The organism is Mangrovicoccus ximenensis, from assembly GCF_003056725.1.
GTDB lineage: Bacteria > Pseudomonadota > Alphaproteobacteria > Rhodobacterales > Rhodobacteraceae > Mangrovicoccus > Mangrovicoccus ximenensis.
Genome location: NZ_QBKZ01000016.1, coordinates 517,406 through 534,152, shown reverse-complemented (window position 1 = coordinate 534,152; position 16,747 = coordinate 517,406). Strand labels below are relative to the sequence as shown.

Genomic DNA, 16,747 nt, shown 5'->3' with positions numbered 1-16,747 from the left:
ATGAGCAGACAGCCCCGCCGCCACTTCACCGCGGTCGTGTCTCGGAAGTGGTGGAAATTGGTTGGCGGCGTAATCTCCGGATGAACTGAAACCCACCCAACCGGCGGCTGCAACCGCCGTGGAGATCACGCCATGACCGAGATTAACGACGCTGCGGGCTTTGCGCTACTGGCAGACGAGCCTGGGTTCGACCCGATCGAGGATCGCCTTCGGGCGACCGTCCGCGCCACCATCGAGGCGATGTTCGAAGAAGAACTCGAAGCCTTCATCGGGCGCTGTCGCTATGGCCGCGGCGGCGGTGCGCAGAAGGGCTACCGCCACGGGCACCGCGAGCGGCAGCTCACGGGCACCTTTGGCACCGAGACGGTGCGCGTTCCTCGTGCCCGGATCGAAGAATTCGACCGTCAAGCGATCGATCCGGGGGATCGATCGTAAGGAGAATGCGGGCAAGGTCACCGAATGGCGGTCCAAGGCGCTGCGGCGCTACAGGCGGCTCACGAAAAAGGCCGAGGCGCTGATCGCGGGGGTCTACCTGGCGGGCACCAACACCCGGCGAGTCAAGCGGGCGCTGTCCGGGCTGTTCGAGGGCGCTGTCGGCAAAGACGTGGTCAGCCGCGCCTGGCGCAAGGTGAAGGTCGACTGGGATGCCTGGTGTGCCCGCAATCTGACCGACGAGGATATCGTCAGACTCTTTCTGGACGGCACCGTCATCCGGACCCGGCTGGACCGCAAGGCCACGAACATCTCGGTGCTGGCGGCGATCGGTGTGCGCCGCGACGGGCAGAAGGTGCTGTTATCCATCAAGAACATGGGTGGCGAGAGCACCGCGGCCTGGCGTCAGTTCCTCGAGGACCTCGATGCCCGCGGCCTGCAGCGGCCAGAATTCGCCATCGTCGACGGCGCGCCCGGCCTGGAAGCTGCCCTCGTTTCGCTCTGGGGCGAGGATCTGCCGATCCAGCGCTGCACCGTTCACAAGCACCGGAATCTCCTGGCGCATGCCCCCAAGCGCCTCCATGACGAACTGACCGAGGACTACCGCGACATGATCTATGCCGACACCGCTGCCGGGGTGGAACTCAGGCGCAAGATGTTCCTGCGCAAATGGCGCCTCAAGTGCCGGGCGGTGGCCGAAAGCCTCGAGGAAGCGGGCGACCGCCTCTTCAGCTTCGCCCGGCTCGATCCGTCGCAATGGAAATCGGCCCGCACGACCAACGCGATAGAGCGACTGAACGAGGAGTTCCGCCGCAGGATCAAGACCCAGACCGTGCTGCCCTGTGCCGGGACGGTGCCGATGCTGCTCTGGGCGCTGCTGGCCTCCGGCCAAATCCAAATGCGCAAGATCGACGGCTGGGAAACCCTCTCGCAGCCCCTCGAGCCGATGTCCCTTGACCTCGCCGCCTGAACGGAGCCAATTTCAAATGCCCGGAGCATGCCGCTCGGCAATTTCCACCACATTCGCGACACGACCTTCACCGCTGAGTTTAAGGAGCAGGCCGTCGCGCGCCTTTCCGAGCCCGGCGCCAGCCCGGCGGGCGCGGCGCTCGAGATCGTCGGCCTGCCCGGCACGCACAGCCTTCGTGCGCGCAGCCCGATGCGCAGGTGACCCGCGGCACCGTCCTCGGCTACCGCAGGGATGCGGGGGGACCGGCATGATGATGGTGGTGCTCGACGCGGCCCGTCTGTGGCAGGGACTGCGGCGTCGCAGGAATTGGGGCGGATCGGCCTGTTGCTGGTGGCCGCGGTCAACATGATCGGCATTGCCCGCCACCGCAGCACCGCGATCCAACTCGGCCGCCTGTCGGCAGAGCTGGGCCTGCCGGTCGTCGTCTCCACCGCCTTGCGCAAGGCGGGGATGGACGCGCCCTGGACCGGGTTCGACGCGATGATCGCCGCAAGCTGCCCGCGCACGGCGAGATGGGCTGGCCGATCCCTCGGCGACCGACCAGTGCGCGCTCCTGCGCGAGGCGGACCGGATGATCGCAGATGCGGTGATCCAGCCCGAGCGCAGCCGCAGCGTGACGGAACGGGGCGATGCATCCGGTTGCCGGGCCGGTGATCCTGCTGGCGGCCATGTTTGCGATGTTTCAGGCGGTCTTCGCCGGGGCGGCGTCCGCGGGGATGTCCGGCGGATTGACCGAAGGCCTCGTGGCCGACGGCGCGATCGCCGGGGGCGGCAGCGTCATCGTCTTCCTGCCGCAGATCCTGATCCTCGAAAACCTGGGCTAGATGGCGCGGGCCGCCTTCCTGATGGACCGGATCATGGGCGTCGCCGGGATGCATGGCCGCGCCTCTGTCCCGCTGCTGTCGAGCTTCGCCTGGGCCAGTCCCGGCCTCATGGCGGCGCGGGTGATCGACGACCGGCGCGACCGGCGGACCACGATCCTGATCGCGCCGCTGATGACCTGCGCGGCGCGGTTCCCGGTCTGCGCCCTGCGGATCGGCGCCTTCGTTCCGGCGAAGGCCCTCGGTTTCGGCATCGGGATGCCTGGGCTGGCGAAGTTCGGCCTCCATGCGGCGGGTGCGGTCTCGGCGCTGGCCGTGGCTTTTGCCGGGCAGATGATCTTCCGGTCCCACGAGACCGCCGCGCCGCTGGTGCTGGGCCTGCCCGACTTCAAGCTTGGGCAGATCCGGGGCGTGGTCCCGGGCCGGGCGGGCGCGGTCATCTTCACCGCCAGCCTCGTCATCCGGGGGCGCTCGACCTTCCCCTTCGCGCCTGCGGTCGCGGGGGAACCGGCGATCAACTGCAGCGTCGCGGCGATGATTGGCCATGTGCCGTCGCCGGTCGGCTTCTCTTGGGAAATCTGCGTGGGGCTGGTGCCGGGCATGGCGGCGCGCTTCCTCGCCTGTCACGGTGCGCGCCCTCGGCGGCTGAACCCGGATGCGGCAGCGGCGGCCCCGGGGAGGGACCGCCGCGCCTGAAGCTCGGTTACGAGGGAGGGATCAGAAGAAGCCGAGCTTGTTCGGGTTGTAGCTCATCAGGATGTTCTTGGTCTGCTGGTAATGGTCCAGCATCATCTTGTGGTTCTCGCGGCCAATGCCCGACTGCTTGTAGCCGCCGAAGGCTGCATGGGCCGGGTAGGCGTGGTAGTTGTTCACCCAGACGCGGCCGGCCTGCACCTTGCGGCCGAAGCGGTAGCAGCGGTTCGCATCGCGGGTCCAGACGCCGGCGCCGAGGCCGTACATCGTGTCATTGGCGATGGCGAGCGCCTCTTCCTCGTCCTTGAAGGTGGTCACCGAGACGACCGGCCCGAAGATCTCCTCCTGGAAGACGCGCATCTTGTTGTGGCCCTTCAGGATGGTCGGCTCGATGTAGAAGCCGTTCTCGAGCCCCGGCACCACGGCCGCCTTGCCGCCGGTGAGGACCTCCGCGCCTTCCTCGACGCCGATGGTCAGGTAGGACAGGATCTTCTCCTGCTGTTCCTGCGAGGCCTGGGCGCCGACCATGGTGGCCATGTCGCGCGGGTCGCCGCGGACGATGGCCTCGACGCGGGCGATGGCGCGCTTGATGAACTCCTCGTAGATGTCCTCCTGGATGAGGGCACGCGACGGGCAGGTGCAGACTTCGCCCTGGTTGAAGGCGAAGAGCACGAAGCCTTCGACCGCCTTGTCGAGGAAGGCGTCATCCTCGGCCATCACGTCCGAGAAGAAGATGTTCGGCGACTTGCCGCCCAGCTCCAGCGTGACCGGGATCAGGTTCTCGGTCGCGGCCTGCATGATCTTGCGGCCGGTGGCGGTGGAGCCGGTGAAGGCGATCTTGGCGATGCGCGGCGAGCTGGCGAGCGGCGCGCCGACCTCGGCACCCATGCCGTTGACGATGTTCAGCACGCCCGGCGGCAGCAGGTCGGCGATGCACTCGATCAGCACCATGATCGCGGCCGGGGTCTGCTCGGCGGGCTTCATCACGATGCAGTTGCCTGCCGCGAGCGCCGGCGCCAGTTTCCAGGCGGCCATCAGGATGGAGAAGTTCCACGGGATGATCTGGCCGACGACGCCCAGCGGCTCGTGGAAGTGGTAGGCGACGGTGTCGGCGTCGATTTCCGACATCGAGCCTTCCTGGCCGCGCAGCACGCCGGCGAAATAGCGGAAGTGGTCGATCGACAGCGGGATGTCGGCGGCGGTGGTCTCGCGGATCGGCTTGCCGTTGTCCCAGGTCTCGGCGCGCGCCAGCAGGTCGAGATTCTCTTCCAGGCGGTCGGCGATCTTCAGGAGCGTGTTCGAGCGCTCGGCGGCGGAGGTGTGGCCCCAGGCATCCTTGGCTGCGTGCGCGGCATCGAGCGCCAGCTCGATATCGGCGGCGCCGGAGCGGGCGACCTGGCAGACGACCTCGCCGGTGATCGGCGTGATGTTGTCGAAATACTGCCCGCCGACCGGCGCGACGAACTTGCCGCCGATGAAGTTGTCGTAGCGGGTCTTGAACGGCGAGGTGCGGCTCGCGTCGATCTGGGTCATCTCGTTCATGAATGGTCCTCCCTGGAGCCAAAACTGGCGCGGCAAGTGCCGCTTGCTTCGAAATGTGCCGGAGCTTTTCCGGCGGGTCACCGGGGGCGGCGCAGATGCCGGCCCCGGACTGTCTCAGGAGTGAAACACCGGGGCGGCGGTTTCGCCGATCCCGAGCCGTTTCATCCGGCGGTAGAGCGTGGCGCGGCCGAGCCCGAGATCGCGGGCGGCCGCCGAGACATTGCCGCCGGCACGGGTCAGCGCGCGCTTGACCGCGGCGCGTTCGGGTCCTGGCCGGCAAGCAGGCGATCGACAACGACATGAACGCCACCGGGCAGATGCTCTCGGCGCTCCTGGGCTGGTCCCAGGCGACCTTCGCCTCCGAGCTGTCGGTCGAGGGCGACGCCGCCACCGTCACCCGCGAGGCGGATGGCGGCCTGCAGACCATCAAGGTCAAGCTGCCGGCGATCGTCACCGCCGACCTGCGCCTCGACGCGCCGCGCTATGCCCGCCTTCCCAACATCATGAAGGCGAAGAAGAAGCCGCTCGACACCAAAACGGCCGCCGATCTGGGCGTCGACGTCACGCCGCGCCTGACGGTCGTCAAGCCCGCCGAGCCGCCGGCCCGCGCGGGCGGCGAGATGGTCGGCTCGGTCGACGAGCTGGTGGCGAAACTCAAGGAAAAGGGTCTGGTCTGATGGCAGTTCTCCTTCTTGCAGAAGTGACCGGCGGCGAGCTGATGCTCGACGCCACCGCAAAGGCAATGACCGCCGCCGCGAAGCTCGGCGACGTGACGGTTCTGTGCGCCGGGGCCTCCGCCGCGGCCGCAGGCGAGGCCGCCGCGGCGATCGCGTCATGCAACTCCGGAAATCGCCGCGCCAGAGAACTGGGACTGGTCGGACCGCCGGAAAGCGAGCGTGCGCGCCATGCTGCGAAGGGGATCGCGCGCCTTTCCGGGGCCCGGAGAATCGCCATCCCGATCCTGCAGCATGTGCGGTCCGGCGCGCCCGGATCGCTCTCCTGCGGCGCCATTGGCCAAGCTCGGCAGATGATCCGGGCTCCCGCAGCCAGCTCTTTCAAATCAGCCGGCAACGAGTTCCTGCGGGCACCCGATGCCTTGGCCGGGCGCGCCGGCAGACCGGTCCCCGCCATCAAGTCCGGAATCGCGTTCAGGCCGAGATGAACCGCCTGCAGCGCATGTGCGGGCGGCTCCTGCCGCGAGATCGCGATCGCCGGACCGTCGAAGCTCCGGTCCGCATCATGCCCGCATGAGGCCGGTTGCGGCAACTGGCACCGGCGGCCTGCGCCGCGGGGCGTTGCAGCCGTTCTAGCTGACCTGCCGGGGCGCCCCGGCTCCGGCCTCCGGTGATGCGGGAAACCGGCTGCGCAGGTCCTCCGCGCTCACGGCTGCCCCGAAAAGATATCCCTGCAGGAGGTCGCAGCCCTCCGCGAGCAGGAAGTCGCGCTGTGCCTCGGTCTCGACCCCCTCGGCCACCACGCTGATCCCGTTGGCGGCGGCGAGCGCGAGGACAGCCTTGACGATGACCGAGGAACTGTCGTCGCAGGTCACTTGGCGGATGAACCGCCGGTCGATCTTCAGCCGGTCGAAGCGGCATTCCAGCAGCATGGACAGGGAGGACTGGCCGGTTCCGAAATCATCCATCGTCACCGTCACGCCCATCCCCTGGCACCTCTTGAGGACGGCGACGGCCTTGCCCCGGTCCTTTTTGAAGCCGGCTTCGGTGACCTCGAGCTCCAGCCTGGATGACGGCAGGCAAGCCGCCGCAAGGGCGTCCTGCAGAACCGCCGCGAAATTGTCCCGTGCCAGCTGGCCCGGCGCGATGTTGACCGAGACGTGGCGGTTCCCTGGCCAGGTCGCGGCCTCCCTGCAGGCTTCGCGCAGGACCCATTCCCCGATTTCGATGACCTGGCCGCTTTCCTCGGCGATCGGGATGAATTCCGACGGTTCGACCATCCCGAGCCGCGGATGGCTCCAGCGCAGCAGCGCCTCGAAGCCGACGATGTCCCGGCTGACTGCATCGACCTGCGGCTGGTAGTGCAGCGCCAGCTCCTTGCGCGCGATGGCACCGGCCAGCTCGAAACTCAATTCGGTCTTGCGGCGCAGGTCCGTCTCCATGTCGGGATCGAAGCCGATGCTCAGGTTCCGCCCGCCGCGCTTGGCGGCATACATCGCCAGATCCGCGCGCGAGAGCAGCTCGGAAGCGGTGGTGCCGTCCTCGGGATGGACGCTGACGCCGATCGAGGCGCCCACCTTGATGTCGCCGGTCACCGGAGTTTCGAAGGCGCGCACCGCATCGCAGACCGATTGTCCGAAGGCCAGCGCCTCGCCGCGGCTCCCCACCGGAAGCTTGAGCGCCACGAATTCGTCGCCGCCGAGCCGGTACAGGGCCTCGCCCTGGCCGAACCGCGACAGCAGGAAGCGCGACAGCGAGATCAGCAATTCGTCGCCGGCCGCATGGCCGTGAATATCGTTCACTTCCTTGAACCGGTCGAGATCGATCAGCGCCACCGCGAACCGGTCCGGGGACCTCCCGGCAGCAAGCCGGTCCTCGATCTCGGCATGCATGGCGGCGCGGTTCGGCAGGCCGGTGAGCCGGTCCCGGAGCGCCAGCGCGCGGTAGCGGCGGACGGCCTCCTGCGTCGCCTCGTGATCGGCGAAGAAGCTGGCCGAGGACACGGCCATCATCAGGACATTGGCAACGGCCACCGGCAGAAGCAGCGTCATGCTGGCAATCGTGTCCGGAGATTTCCCGAGCTGCGCGACCATATCGGGTCCCAGCCCGTAGGCCATGAGCATGGAGAAATGCAGGATGAGCATGACGCCGACCTGCACCGCTGCGAAGGGGACCGGCGGGGCGACGTCCCGGGCAGGATTCTTCGGCGCGGTCAGCGACATGAGCCCTCCGCCGAACGCGAACCAGGCGCTCGCCCTGAGAAAGACGCCCGCATCCGCGACGCCGGTGCCGACCAGGTTGTTCACGGCCCAGAAATTGAGCAGCGCGGGAAAGAACGGCACGAGAAACAGCCCCGCCCGGTGATGCCATCGCACGGCGGAAAAGGAGCTGGCGCTCAGGGCCGTATAGTAGAGAACGCAGACGGCGATCTGGAAGGCAACGGAAATGCCGTCGAAGGATTTCGGAAGGTGCGGCACATACGAGGCCACCAGCAGATGCGAGACCGTCCACATCGTCAGGCCCGAGACGGAACTGGCGATGACGAGCAGGGCCAAGCGCCGCCTCAGGGTCAGCGACCTCATCTGCTGCAGGTAGATGGCGATCAGATAGCCGTTGGCGAAGCAGAGTGCACAGGCGGCCGCCAGGGTCACCGGATTGTGCGCCGCCGCCATCCCGGCAAGTTCCATGACCACGTCGCACAGCCTCCGTTCCCCGATGCCGCCGGACGTCCGCAGCGACCGGCAGTTGGCTGGAAGGTGACGCCCGCGCGTTAATTCGGCGCGAAGCCGCGCACGCACAGGCCCTCATGTTTCCTCGGAATTTTATTCAAATATCATGCAAGAGGTCCTCTCCGGGCCTGGTGTCCGGCGCCTGGCTCCATGGGGCATTGGCCTTGCCCCCGGCTCCCGGACTGGGAGCCCAATTGCCCCCTTGGAAAAAGGCATCACATTGGCATTCAGCCCGGCGGGGGCTCGTTGCACATATCGGCGAGAGGGACTCCGTTCGGGTATCCCACGGGTTGGATCGGCGGCATGCCGAAGCCTGCCTCCCCGAACTGCCGCACGGCGAACTGGTCCGGCTGCAACGCTTCGCTGAAACCGCGTGGTTCGCTCGCGATCTGCGTCGGTCCCGAGATGGAGTGGAGGGCGCATGGCCGGGGCAGGCGGGGGCCCCGCGAGACCCGTTCCGAGTGAGGCGGGTCAGGGAACGGTCGGAGACTGTTTCCCCGGCGGCTGCCGTCCGGACCTGCCTGGCATCGAAGGCCCGGTTCAGCCTGGAGCTCCGGCATGCAGGCGGCCCCGCCGCAAGCCTGATCGAGATGGCCGGACCCGGCTGGCCCGTGCCAGGCCTTTCGACGTTGTGTCGGCGCCGGGCGCGGATCGCCGTCCAAATCCCGGATCGGTGCTCCGGTCGCCGCTGAACCTGTTGACCGGCAATGAGGCGCAAGCGCCACCGGGCCAAGCGCAGCGCCGAACGGGGCTCCGCTTCCGTGGCGATGGAGAATGGCCCGCGCGCAAGCCTGGCGCGACGCGCAGGCGTGAATGGCGCAGGATGCATCTGGCGATGGATGCCGCCACCGGCGATATCCGCGCGGCCGAGCGCACCTCCCGTCGGCAAGCCTCCTGAGGTGGTCCCCAAAATCCGGACACCCGGCTACGCAGGCCGCGACGCGCTCGGGCGTGCGCCAGTCCCGCGGCAGATTGCGGCTGTGGCCGAACATGCTCTTCGCCGCTTCTGGGCGTTCCGAATGGAGGCCGTGCAGCCCGTTCCAGAACCGCTCGCCCTCGACATTGCCCCAGATCGCACGGGCCTGCTTCGGCGCGAGCCGCCAGAGCGCGGTGAAGTCCGTGACCCCGGCGGCGGCGAGCCGGGCCTGCATGCCCTTCGAGATGCCGGGCAGCGCGGCGAGATCCAGCCCCGCCAGCCGCTCCGGCAACTCGGTGCTGCGGATCACCGCGATGCCGTCGGGCTTGTGCATCTCGGCGCCGATCTTCGCGAGCAGTTCGGTCGGGGCCATGCCGATCGAGCAGGTCAGGCCGGGGCTGAAGGCCTCCGCCAGCGCCGCCTTGATCCGCAGCGCCAGCGCCTCGCCCTGCCGCGCCTCCTCGGGCAGCAGTGCGCAGACCATCTCGTCGATCGAGCGGACCTCGGCGACCGGCAGGATGGTGTCGACGACGGCGAGGATGCGCCTGTGCAGGCGGACATAGACGTCGTGGCGCGCCAGAACGAAGACCATGTCCGGGAGGACCTGCCGCGCCGCCCGGACCGAAAAGCCGGACTTCACGCCGCGCGCCTTGGCCTCGCGGCTGACGGCGATGCAGCTGGTATGTGGGGAGTCGAGCGGCACCACGCCCACCGGTTTTCCGCGGAGCGACGGGTTGAAATGCTGCTCGGCCGAGGCAAAGAAGCTGTCGAAATCCAGGTAAAGACGCGCGATCTCCGGGGCCTTTTCCTCGTCAATGGCTGTCACGACCGCTCTCCGGAAACCGCTGATCCGCTCAATATAGGGCGGGATCGTCGACGCCGCATCCCGGTCGGCCGATTGCCTCGGACGGCAATGGCCCGGCATGTCGGCCAGCGGCTGATGTCCCGGGATTTCGACCGTCAGATGGCAGAGGCCCAGATCCACGCATTCGCCGCCGCCTCAGGCCAGGCAGCGGGAGAGCTTGCGGCCGGCCTCGGTCAGGCGCTGGCGGTAGAGATCGTAGTTCTCTTCCGCATCCTGCTTCGGCGCGACGATGCAGACCGTCGCGACGCAGGCGCCCTGGCGGTCCGTGACCGGCGCCGCAAAGCAGTGGGTGAAGGTGTCGACAATGCTGTCGAAGGAGAAGAAGCCCTCGGCGTGGGCCTTGCGGATCTCGGCGAGCCAGGCAGGGACGTCGAGCTGCGTGCCGTCGGGCAGCGTGAAATCCTCTGCCGGGACCAGGTCCATGATCTCGCGCTCGCTCATGCCGCCCAGGAGCAGCCGCCCCGAAGCGGTCCATGGGATCGGCGTCAGCTGGCCGACATCGGCGCTGATCCGGAACGGGCGGCGGCCCTCGACCTGCACCGCCACCGTGTACTTGTTGCCGTCGAGCATGCAGAACTGCGTCATCTCCCGGGTCTCGGCGGTCAGCGCGTGCAGCACCGTCTCGGCTTGGCGGGTCAGGTCGAAATGGTCCTGGTAGGCCAGCCCGAGGAAGAACAGCCGCCGCCCGAGATAGACGCCGCCCTCGCCGGTCTCCTCGAGCATCCGGTGCTCGACCAGCGATGCCACCAAGTCGTAGACGGTGGATTTCGGCGCGCCGATCGCCTGGGCGATCTCTGCCGGGCGGCGGGGGGCCTTCACCGCGCGCAGATGGTCGAGAATGTCGAGCGCGCGGTCCAGCCCGCGCGCCCGCTTGCGCCCCGTATCGTCGGTCATCGGCCCCTCACCTCGCTCTGGCCGCGCCGTCAGCCGCGACGGTAGGCGATGCAATCCACTTCGACCTTGCAATCGACCACCATGGCCGACTGGACGCAAGCCCTGGCAGGAGGATTGTCGCCGAAGTACTGCTCGAACACGCCGTTGAAGGACCAGAAGTCGCGCGGATCGTCGAGCCAGACGCCGACGCGCATCACGTGCTCGGGGCCGTAGCCGGCGTCCTCGACGATCTTCAGCATGTTGCGGATGGCAATATGCGACTGCTCGACGATGCCGTGGCCCGAGACCTCGCCATCCACCATCGGGGTCTGGCCCGAGACATAGAGCCAGCCGTCGGCCTCGGTGGCCTTGGCGAAGGGCAGCGCCTTCCGGCCGTTGCCCTTGGCATCGCCCACGCCGTGTCGCTTGATGGTCATCGGTTGCTCCGTTCGTTTCTTCGTTCAGGATTGGGAATTGGACAGGAACGCCTGCAGGCGCTCGGATTTGGGCGCCCCGAAGATGTCTTCGGACGTGCCTTCCTCGTGGATGCGGCCCTGGTGCATGAAGATCACGCGCGAGGACACGTCGCGGGCAAAGCGCATCTCGTGGGTGACAAGCAGCATGGTCATGCCGTCGCGGCCCAGATCGCGGACCACGGCCAGGACCTCGCTGACCAGCTCCGGGTCGAGCGCCGAGGTCACCTCGTCGAAGAGCATCAGCTGCGGGTTCATCGCGATGGCGCGGGCGATGGCGACGCGCTGCTGCTGGCCGCCGGAGAGCTGGCCGGGGAAATGGTCCTTGCGCGCCAGCATGCCGACCCGGTCGAGCCAGGTCTCGGCCAGCGCCCGCGCCTCGTCCGCGGCCATTTTCCGGGTCTTCACGAGGCCGAGCATCACGTTCTTCACCGCGCTCATGTGAGGGAACAGGTTGAACTGCCGGAAGGGGCGTTGTTGGACAAATCAGCTGATGACTGCAGTTCGGCCGATCCCGCGGGGCTGGCGGCCGTGTTCTGGACCGGCTGGGAGGGCGCGGTGCTGCGCGCCAAGCTCGAAGCCGGACCCGCGCCGCTCCGCCGCTTCGCCGCCGCCTTTCTCGAAATGATCCCCAAGACATGAAACCGGAGGAGACCCCCATGTTCGACGCCATCCTGGTGGAGAAGCCCGGCGACGCGCAGACCGTGTCGCTGACGCAGGTGGACGAAGCGCAGCTGCCCGAGGGCGACGTGACCGTGGCAGTCGCCTGGACGACGCTGAACTACAAGGACGCGCTGGCCATCACCGGCCGCGCGCCGGTGGTCCGCAGCTTCCCGATGGTGCCGGGCATCGATTTCGCGGGCGTGGTCACCGAAAGCGCGCATCCCGACTGGGCCCCCGGCGACCGGGTCGTGCTGAACGGATGGGGCGTGGGCGAGACCCATTGGGGCGGGCTGGCCAAAACCGCGCGGGTCAAGGGCGACTGGCTGGTGGCGCTGCCCGGCGCCCTGTCGATGCGCCAGGCGATGGAGATCGGCACCGCGGGCTACACGGCGATGCTCTGCGTCATGGCGCTCGAGCGCCACGGCGTGCTGCCGGGATCGGGCGAGGTCGCAGCGCCTCGCCGGCCTCCTGGCCGACCGCGCGCAGGCGGATTTCCGTGCGCGGAGCCAGCGCGCGGCTGGCATCGAGATCGAGCCGCAGGAAGCGGTAATCCGCGGGCAGGTCCTGGCGCAGGTCGGGCACGTCAAGCCCCTGGCCCGCCTCGATCCCGACGGCATAGGCGCCCTTCCCGAACTCGCGGTCATAGGACAGGCCCAGCGTCGCCCAGCGGGTGCGGCTGCGCAGCTCGGGCGTGCCGAGGATGTCGATCTCGTCATTGCGCAGGTTGAGTTCGGCGCGGCCGCGCAGGTTGCGGTCGAGGCGGCGCAGGAACGGGTATTCCAGATAGACCGAGCCCATCGCCGTCTCGACGCTGACATCGAGATCCTCGAGATCGCCGCCCGGCTCCTGCGAGATCCAGGTCACGCCGTAGCCGGCCTTCAGCCCGTCATGGCCGATCGGGATGTCGTGCGACAGCTGCAGCAGGCCCATCTCCTCGGGGCTGTCGGGCACGGTGACGCCGACCAGCGTCAGCGTGTCGAAGGCACCGAAGAGATCGTTGACCGACAGCATGGTCGAGAATTCCAGCGGCCCGACCTCGTCGGTGCCGAAATTGTCGAGCCCCAGCATCGCCGCATGGCGGACGAATCCGACATCGAGCTCCAGCACGCCGCCGCCCGAGGCGGTGTCGGGGCGCAGGAAGGTGCCCTCGATCTGGAGCCCGCCGAGATCGCTCATCAGCAGCAGGACCCGCTCGGCCTCGGCCACCCGGATCGGATGCATCGCCATCAGCCGGTCGATATAGGGCCGCAGGCGCTGGTCGATGCCGGGGATGGCGCTGTTGATCTCGACGCGCTGCAGATAGCCTTCGTAGACCTGCAGCGAAACCCGGCCCTCGGTCACGTCCTGCACCGGCACCACGGTCTTCGAGAAATAGCCCGCGCGCAGATAGGCGGCATCGACCGCCTCGGCCAGCCGGTAGAGATCGGCCAGGCTGACCTCGGTCCCCAGCCTGTCCTGCCAGAGCGGCGCGAGATCGGACATCGGCACGGACTGCACGCCCGCGACATCGACCGCGGCAAGCCGGAAGCGGACCGCCTCGGCCTCGGGGCCCGGGATCTGCCGGCTCTGGTCCTCGACGGTCAGCTCGACCTGGCCGACGCGCGGCGGCGGGGTGAAGCGTTCGAGGATCGTGGTCTGCCCGGCCACCGCCCGGTCGAAGGCGGGCGGGGTCTGGGCGAGTGCGGGCGCGGCCAGAACAAGGACGGCAGGCGCAGTCCAGCCGGCCAGCGTCGCGGCGGCCCGGGAGGGAAGTCGGATCATGTCCTGCCTCCCGCTCAGTCAGCCGAGGGCTGGACATAGGCGGCGCCGAGCGCTTGCGCCAGCGCGGTGAAGACCCGCGTGGCCGGGCCGCTGCAGACCACGCCCCCGGGATTCTCCGGCAGCACGTCCGCATCGCCGCAATCGCCCGAGGGGATGTCGCTGTTGGCCTGGACCACCACCGTCGTGGCGCTGCCGACGTGGTAGTAGAGCGTGGTGTTGTAGCCCGGCAGCTCGCCGGTATGGCCGAGCCAGCCGCCGCCGCAGCCGACCCCGATGCCGTAGCCGCCGCCCTCCGGGAAGGAGGCCAGCCGCTCGGTCTGGGCCTCCTCTCCGAGCAGCCCCTGCCCGGTCGCCAGCGCATGGCCATAGGCCAGCAGGTCGCCGAGCGTCGAGATCATCTCGCCCGCGGTCCAGCCCCAGGACGGGTTCCAGAAGGTGGCGTCGGCCGGGTCCTCGGGGGAGATGTCGTTGCCCTGCAGCGTGAAGCCGCGCGCCAAGGGCTCCGGCATCTCCGCCGAGCGGCCGGGCCAGAGCGTGTTGCCGAGCCCGAGCGGCTCGAAGATCCGGCTGCGGAAGACCTCTCCGACCGGCTGTCCGGTGACCTTTTCGATCACCATCCCCAGAAGCACGGTATTGGTGTTGGAATAGTCGAAGCGCGCGCCCGGCTCGAAGATCGGCGAGACCGGCACGGCATAGGCCAGCAGGTCGCCAGGGGCGTAGACCCGCTGCGGGTCCGATGCGAAATCGTTCCAGAATTCGTCGGTCTGGGTGTAGCTGGCGATGCCGCTGGTCATGTCGGCGAGGCGGCGCAGCGTGATCCGGTCGCCGTTCGGCACGCCCTCGACATAGTCCGAGATCGGATCGTCGAGCGACAGCTTGCCCTCTTCGGCAAGCTGCATCAGCGCGGTGCCGGTGAAGGTTTTGGTGATCGAGCCGATCCGGGTATGCATCCCCTCGGCCATCGCCGTGCCGGCCTCCGGATCGGCCAGGCCATAGGCGGCGCTCCAGCGGCCCTCGGGGCTTTGAACCGCGGCAATGATCCCCGGTGCCGCCGCCAGCGGCAGCGCCGCGCGCACCGCCGCATCGAGCGTCTCGGGCAGCGGCTCCACCGCGGCCGAGAGCACCTGGTCGAGGCGCGCGCCCGGATGCGCCGCGGCCAGTGCCGCCCCGGCGGCTTCGGCAAAGCCGAACGGCTTTTCCAGCACCATCAGGCCCGGCTCGCCGGCATCGATGTGCCAGAGCCCCCCGAGCCCGAGCAGGCGCATCGCGATCACCGCCTGGGACTCGACGCCCAGCCACATCAGATCGAAGCCCAGCTTCAGGACATCATGTGGAACGGATGCGGCGTACTCGGTCTCGGAGTGGGACTCGATCAGGGACATGGCAACTCCTTCCGGCCCGGAGCGGACCGTGCTGCCCGAGAGTATGGCAAACTTGTTGACGTTTCCTGCCAGTCCGTGATGTCGCAAGGCCCGGGAACGGGAAAAGGCGTGCCAAGAATGACACGCCTTCCGGGAAAACCCTGAAAATCCTAAGGATCTCCGGGTTACTTGGTGCCGTCGGTCTTGGGCGCGGCCGGCGGGGTGCGGCGGCGGCGCGGCGCGGCGGGCTTGGCTTCGCCTTCGGCCCCCGGCGCGGCTGGCCGAGGTGCGCGACCTGATCGCGGAGATCGGCGCGGTCTGCGTCTTTGCCGAGCCCCAGTTCAACACGCGGCTGATCGGCACCGTGACCGAGGGCACCGAGGTCCGCAACGCGGTGCTCGACCCGCTGGGCGCGGGGCTGGAGCCGGGGCCGGACTTCTATCCGGCGCTGCTCGGCACGCTGGCCGGGAACATGGCCGGATGCCTCGGCTGATCCGGATCTCCTCCGTGGCGATGGCCGCTGCCCTTTGCGGGGCGGCGGCTTTTGCGCATCCGCACGCCTATGTCGACGCGGCGCTGGCGCTGGTGACCGACGGGGCCGGGCGGCTGGTGGCGGTGCAGGTCGACTGGGCCTATGGCGGCGCCGACAGCCGGGAGATCCTCGGCTCCCGCGGCTATCTGGAGGATGGCGTGGTCACCCCGGAGGAGCTTGAGGCGCTGGCCACGCGCGAGATCGACTGGGCGGTCGTGCCGGGCGACCTGGCGGCGGAGCAGGCAGGCCGGGCGCTGGAGCTGGGGCCGATCGCCGAGCCGGTGGCGCTTTGGGAGAACGAGCGGATCACGCTGCGCCATGTCCGGCGGCTGGCGGCGCCTCTCGATCCGGCGGCGGGGCCGGTGCTGCTCAAGGTCTACGATCCGGGCTTCTACACGGCCTATTCGCTCGACGGTGCGGAACTGGCCGGGCCGGATGAGGCCTGTGCGGTGTCGTTGGAGCCAGCCGATCTGGACGAGGCCGGGCGGCGGCTCGGCGAGGCGCTGGAGGCGATGGGCCTGCCCACGGCAGAGGCGGGGCCGGAGGATCCCTTCCCGGAGGTCGGCGAATATTTCGCCGACACGGTGAAGCTCGACTGCCGGCCCTGAGCCGTCAGGCGCTGTGCGCGCCGTCGGAGAGCGATTTGACGAAGGCGAGGATCTCGGCGACGGGCCGCTTTTCCTCGCATTGCTTGACGATGGCCGAGCCGACCACGGCGCCGTCTGCGACCGAGGCGATCTCGCGCGCGGTTTCGGGCGTGCGGATGCCGAAGCCGACGATCACCGGCAGGTCGGTCCTGGCCTTGATCCGCGCGACCTCGGGGCCGACATCGCCCGCCACGGCGGCGGCGGCGCCGGTGATGCCGGTGACCGAGACGTAGTAGACGAAGCCCGAGGTGTTCGTGAGCACCTTCGGCAGGCGCTTGTCATCGGTGGTCGGCGTCGCGAGGCGGATGAAGTTCAGCCCGGCGGCCTGGGCGGGAATGCAGAGCTCCGAATCCTCCTCGGGCGGCAAATCGACGACGATCAGCCCGTCGATCCCGGCTTCTTTCGCGTCTTCGAGGAAGCGGTCGACGCCGCGCGAATAGATCGGGTTGTAGTAGCCCATCAGCACGATCGGCGTGGTCGCGTCGGTCTCGCGGAAGCGGCGCGCGAGTTCCAGCGTCTTCAGCAGCGTCATGCCGCCGTCGAGCGCGCGCTGGCCGGCGAGCTGGATGGTCGGGCCGTCGGCCATCGGGTCGGTGAAGGGCAGGCCGAGCTCGATGATGTCTACGCCAGCGGAGGGCAGGCCCTTGACCAGCTCGAGCGAGCTGTCGAAATCGGGATCGCCCGCCATGACATAGCCGACGAAGGCTTTCTTTCCTTCGGTCTTGAGGCGCGCAAAGGTGTCGTCGATCCGTGTCATGCTGGTCTCCCGTCGTCCTTGCAGGCGGTTTGGCCTAT

Annotated in this window: 14 protein-coding genes and 7 pseudogenes; 11 read left to right on the top strand and 10 right to left on the bottom strand. The window is 68.7% G+C overall.

The genetic code is table 11. From position 1 onward, the window contains the following. Window positions 1–132: 132 nt before the first annotated feature. From C7T91_RS22915 to C7T91_RS22900, 4 genes and pseudogenes are all read left to right on the top strand, one after another. A pseudogene (locus C7T91_RS22915) lies at window positions 133–1,402 on the top strand (IS256 family transposase). A gap of 27 nt (window positions 1,403–1,429) precedes the next feature. Next, a complete protein-coding gene (locus tag C7T91_RS32840; protein ID WP_161556061.1) occupies window positions 1,430–1,603 on the top strand; it encodes a hypothetical protein in 174 nt (57 codons plus the stop codon). A 449-nt stretch (window positions 1,604–2,052) separates the two neighbouring features. Further along, the gene (locus C7T91_RS32835; protein ID WP_161556059.1) at window positions 2,053–2,226 is read left to right on the top strand and encodes a hypothetical protein; all 174 of its coding nucleotides are present in this window, start codon (window positions 2,053–2,055) and stop codon (window positions 2,224–2,226) included. Beyond that, window positions 2,227–2,919, top strand: a complete 693-nt coding sequence (locus C7T91_RS22900) for a nucleoside recognition domain-containing protein (RefSeq protein ID WP_108261439.1) — start codon at window positions 2,227–2,229, stop codon at window positions 2,917–2,919. It abuts the gene before it with no gap. 21 nt (window positions 2,920–2,940) lie between these two features. Here C7T91_RS22900 and adh read toward each other — a convergent pair whose 3' ends face one another. Continuing rightward, on the bottom strand, window positions 2,941–4,458 hold the full coding sequence (gene adh, locus C7T91_RS22895) for an aldehyde dehydrogenase (protein WP_108261437.1): 1,518 nt from the start codon (window positions 4,456–4,458) through the stop codon (window positions 2,941–2,943). Between the two features lie 114 nt (window positions 4,459–4,572). Continuing rightward, window positions 4,573–4,722, bottom strand: a pseudogene (locus tag C7T91_RS22890) (helix-turn-helix domain-containing protein); the annotation flags it as partial. 2 nt (window positions 4,723–4,724) lie between these two features. On the opposite strand from C7T91_RS22890, the pseudogene C7T91_RS22885 reads away from it, so the two are divergent. Both C7T91_RS22885 and C7T91_RS22880 read left to right on the top strand, forming a co-directional pair. Next, window positions 4,725–5,135 (top strand): annotated as a pseudogene (locus C7T91_RS22885) (electron transfer flavoprotein subunit beta/FixA family protein); the annotation flags it as partial. Then, window positions 5,135–5,287, top strand: a pseudogene (locus tag C7T91_RS22880) (electron transfer flavoprotein subunit alpha/FixB family protein); the annotation flags it as partial. The pseudogenes C7T91_RS22885 and C7T91_RS22880, both read left to right, overlap by 1 nt. A gap of 477 nt (window positions 5,288–5,764) precedes the next feature. Here the strand turns inward: C7T91_RS22880 and C7T91_RS22875 are convergent. After that, entirely contained in the window at window positions 5,765–7,819 is a 2,055-nt protein-coding gene (locus C7T91_RS22875; RefSeq protein ID WP_108261435.1) for a putative bifunctional diguanylate cyclase/phosphodiesterase, read from the bottom strand. A 345-nt stretch (window positions 7,820–8,164) separates the two neighbouring features. On the opposite strand from C7T91_RS22875, the pseudogene C7T91_RS36630 reads away from it, so the two are divergent. Then, window positions 8,165–8,750: pseudogene (locus C7T91_RS36630) on the top strand (transposase); the annotation flags it as partial. Between the two features lie 376 nt (window positions 8,751–9,126). On the opposite strand, the pseudogene C7T91_RS36625 reads toward C7T91_RS36630, so the two are convergent. The 4 genes and pseudogenes from C7T91_RS36625 to C7T91_RS22850 form a co-directional block, all read right to left on the bottom strand. Continuing rightward, window positions 9,127–9,702: pseudogene (locus C7T91_RS36625) on the bottom strand (Y-family DNA polymerase); the annotation flags it as partial. Between the two features lie 75 nt (window positions 9,703–9,777). Beyond that, window positions 9,778–10,536 (bottom strand): IclR family transcriptional regulator, encoded by a 759-nt coding sequence (locus tag C7T91_RS22860; protein ID WP_108261433.1) that lies wholly within the window; start codon window positions 10,534–10,536, stop codon window positions 9,778–9,780. A 29-nt stretch (window positions 10,537–10,565) separates the two neighbouring features. Further along, window positions 10,566–10,952: a RidA family protein gene (locus C7T91_RS22855; RefSeq protein WP_108261431.1), complete on the bottom strand. Its 387-nt coding sequence runs from the start codon at window positions 10,950–10,952 to the stop codon at window positions 10,566–10,568. 24 nt (window positions 10,953–10,976) lie between these two features. After that, window positions 10,977–11,441, bottom strand: a complete 465-nt coding sequence (locus C7T91_RS22850; protein ID WP_269102435.1) for an amino acid ABC transporter ATP-binding protein — start codon at window positions 11,439–11,441, stop codon at window positions 10,977–10,979. A 24-nt stretch (window positions 11,442–11,465) separates the two neighbouring features. Between C7T91_RS22850 and C7T91_RS22845 the strand changes: the two genes are divergently transcribed. Together C7T91_RS22845 and C7T91_RS40455 are read left to right on the top strand one after the other, a co-directional pair. Continuing rightward, window positions 11,466–11,630 (top strand): TetR family transcriptional regulator C-terminal domain-containing protein, encoded by a 165-nt coding sequence (locus tag C7T91_RS22845; RefSeq protein ID WP_236638422.1) that lies wholly within the window; start codon window positions 11,466–11,468, stop codon window positions 11,628–11,630. A gap of 17 nt (window positions 11,631–11,647) precedes the next feature. Beyond that, a pseudogene (locus tag C7T91_RS40455) lies at window positions 11,648–12,100 on the top strand (alcohol dehydrogenase catalytic domain-containing protein); the annotation flags it as partial. Here the strand turns inward: C7T91_RS40455 and C7T91_RS22835 are convergent. Both C7T91_RS22835 and C7T91_RS22830 read right to left on the bottom strand, forming a co-directional pair. After that, entirely contained in the window at window positions 12,054–13,412 is a 1,359-nt protein-coding gene (locus C7T91_RS22835; RefSeq protein ID WP_108261429.1) for a ShlB/FhaC/HecB family hemolysin secretion/activation protein, read from the bottom strand. The pseudogene C7T91_RS40455 and the gene C7T91_RS22835 overlap by 47 nt on opposite strands. Window positions 13,413–13,426: 14 nt before the next feature. Next, window positions 13,427–14,794 (bottom strand): serine hydrolase domain-containing protein, encoded by a 1,368-nt coding sequence (locus C7T91_RS22830; RefSeq protein ID WP_236638421.1) that lies wholly within the window; start codon window positions 14,792–14,794, stop codon window positions 13,427–13,429. A 256-nt stretch (window positions 14,795–15,050) separates the two neighbouring features. Here C7T91_RS22830 and C7T91_RS22825 point away from each other — a divergent pair, with 256 nt between their 5' ends. Then, on the top strand, window positions 15,051–15,266 hold the full coding sequence (locus C7T91_RS22825; protein WP_407943333.1) for a metal ABC transporter solute-binding protein, Zn/Mn family: 216 nt from the start codon (window positions 15,051–15,053) through the stop codon (window positions 15,264–15,266). Further along, complete coding sequence (locus tag C7T91_RS22820) at window positions 15,254–15,913, top strand: DUF1007 family protein (RefSeq protein WP_108261425.1); 660 nt, start codon at window positions 15,254–15,256, stop codon at window positions 15,911–15,913. The genes C7T91_RS22825 and C7T91_RS22820 overlap by 13 nt, the downstream gene beginning before the upstream one ends. 4 nt (window positions 15,914–15,917) lie before the next feature. Here the strand turns inward: C7T91_RS22820 and trpA are convergent, their stop codons facing one another. Then, window positions 15,918–16,709: a tryptophan synthase subunit alpha gene (trpA, locus tag C7T91_RS22815; RefSeq protein ID WP_108261423.1), complete on the bottom strand. Its 792-nt coding sequence runs from the start codon at window positions 16,707–16,709 to the stop codon at window positions 15,918–15,920. Between the last annotated feature and the right edge of the window lie 38 nt (window positions 16,710–16,747).

Bases quoted from the DNA above. Each gene is read 5' to 3' on its own strand.
- C7T91_RS32840 (WP_161556061.1), top strand. From the start codon at position 1,430: ATGCCGCTCGGCAATTTCCACCACATTCGCGACACGACCTTCACCGCT.
- C7T91_RS22835 (WP_108261429.1), bottom strand. From the start codon at position 13,412: ATGATCCGACTTCCCTCCCGGGCCGCCGCGACGCTGGCCGGCTGGACT.
- adh (WP_108261437.1), bottom strand. From the start codon at position 4,458: ATGAACGAGATGACCCAGATCGACGCGAGCCGCACCTCGCCGTTCAAG.
- trpA (WP_108261423.1), bottom strand. From the start codon at position 16,709: ATGACACGGATCGACGACACCTTTGCGCGCCTCAAGACCGAAGGAAAG.
- C7T91_RS22855 (WP_108261431.1), bottom strand. From the start codon at position 10,952: ATGACCATCAAGCGACACGGCGTGGGCGATGCCAAGGGCAACGGCCGG.
- C7T91_RS22830 (WP_236638421.1), bottom strand. From the start codon at position 14,794: ATGTCCCTGATCGAGTCCCACTCCGAGACCGAGTACGCCGCATCCGTT.
- C7T91_RS22900 (WP_108261439.1), top strand. From the start codon at position 2,227: ATGGCGCGGGCCGCCTTCCTGATGGACCGGATCATGGGCGTCGCCGGG.
- C7T91_RS22860 (WP_108261433.1), bottom strand. From the start codon at position 10,536: ATGACCGACGATACGGGGCGCAAGCGGGCGCGCGGGCTGGACCGCGCG.
- C7T91_RS22820 (WP_108261425.1), top strand. From the start codon at position 15,254: ATGCCTCGGCTGATCCGGATCTCCTCCGTGGCGATGGCCGCTGCCCTT.
- C7T91_RS22875 (WP_108261435.1), bottom strand. From the start codon at position 7,819: ATGGAACTTGCCGGGATGGCGGCGGCGCACAATCCGGTGACCCTGGCG.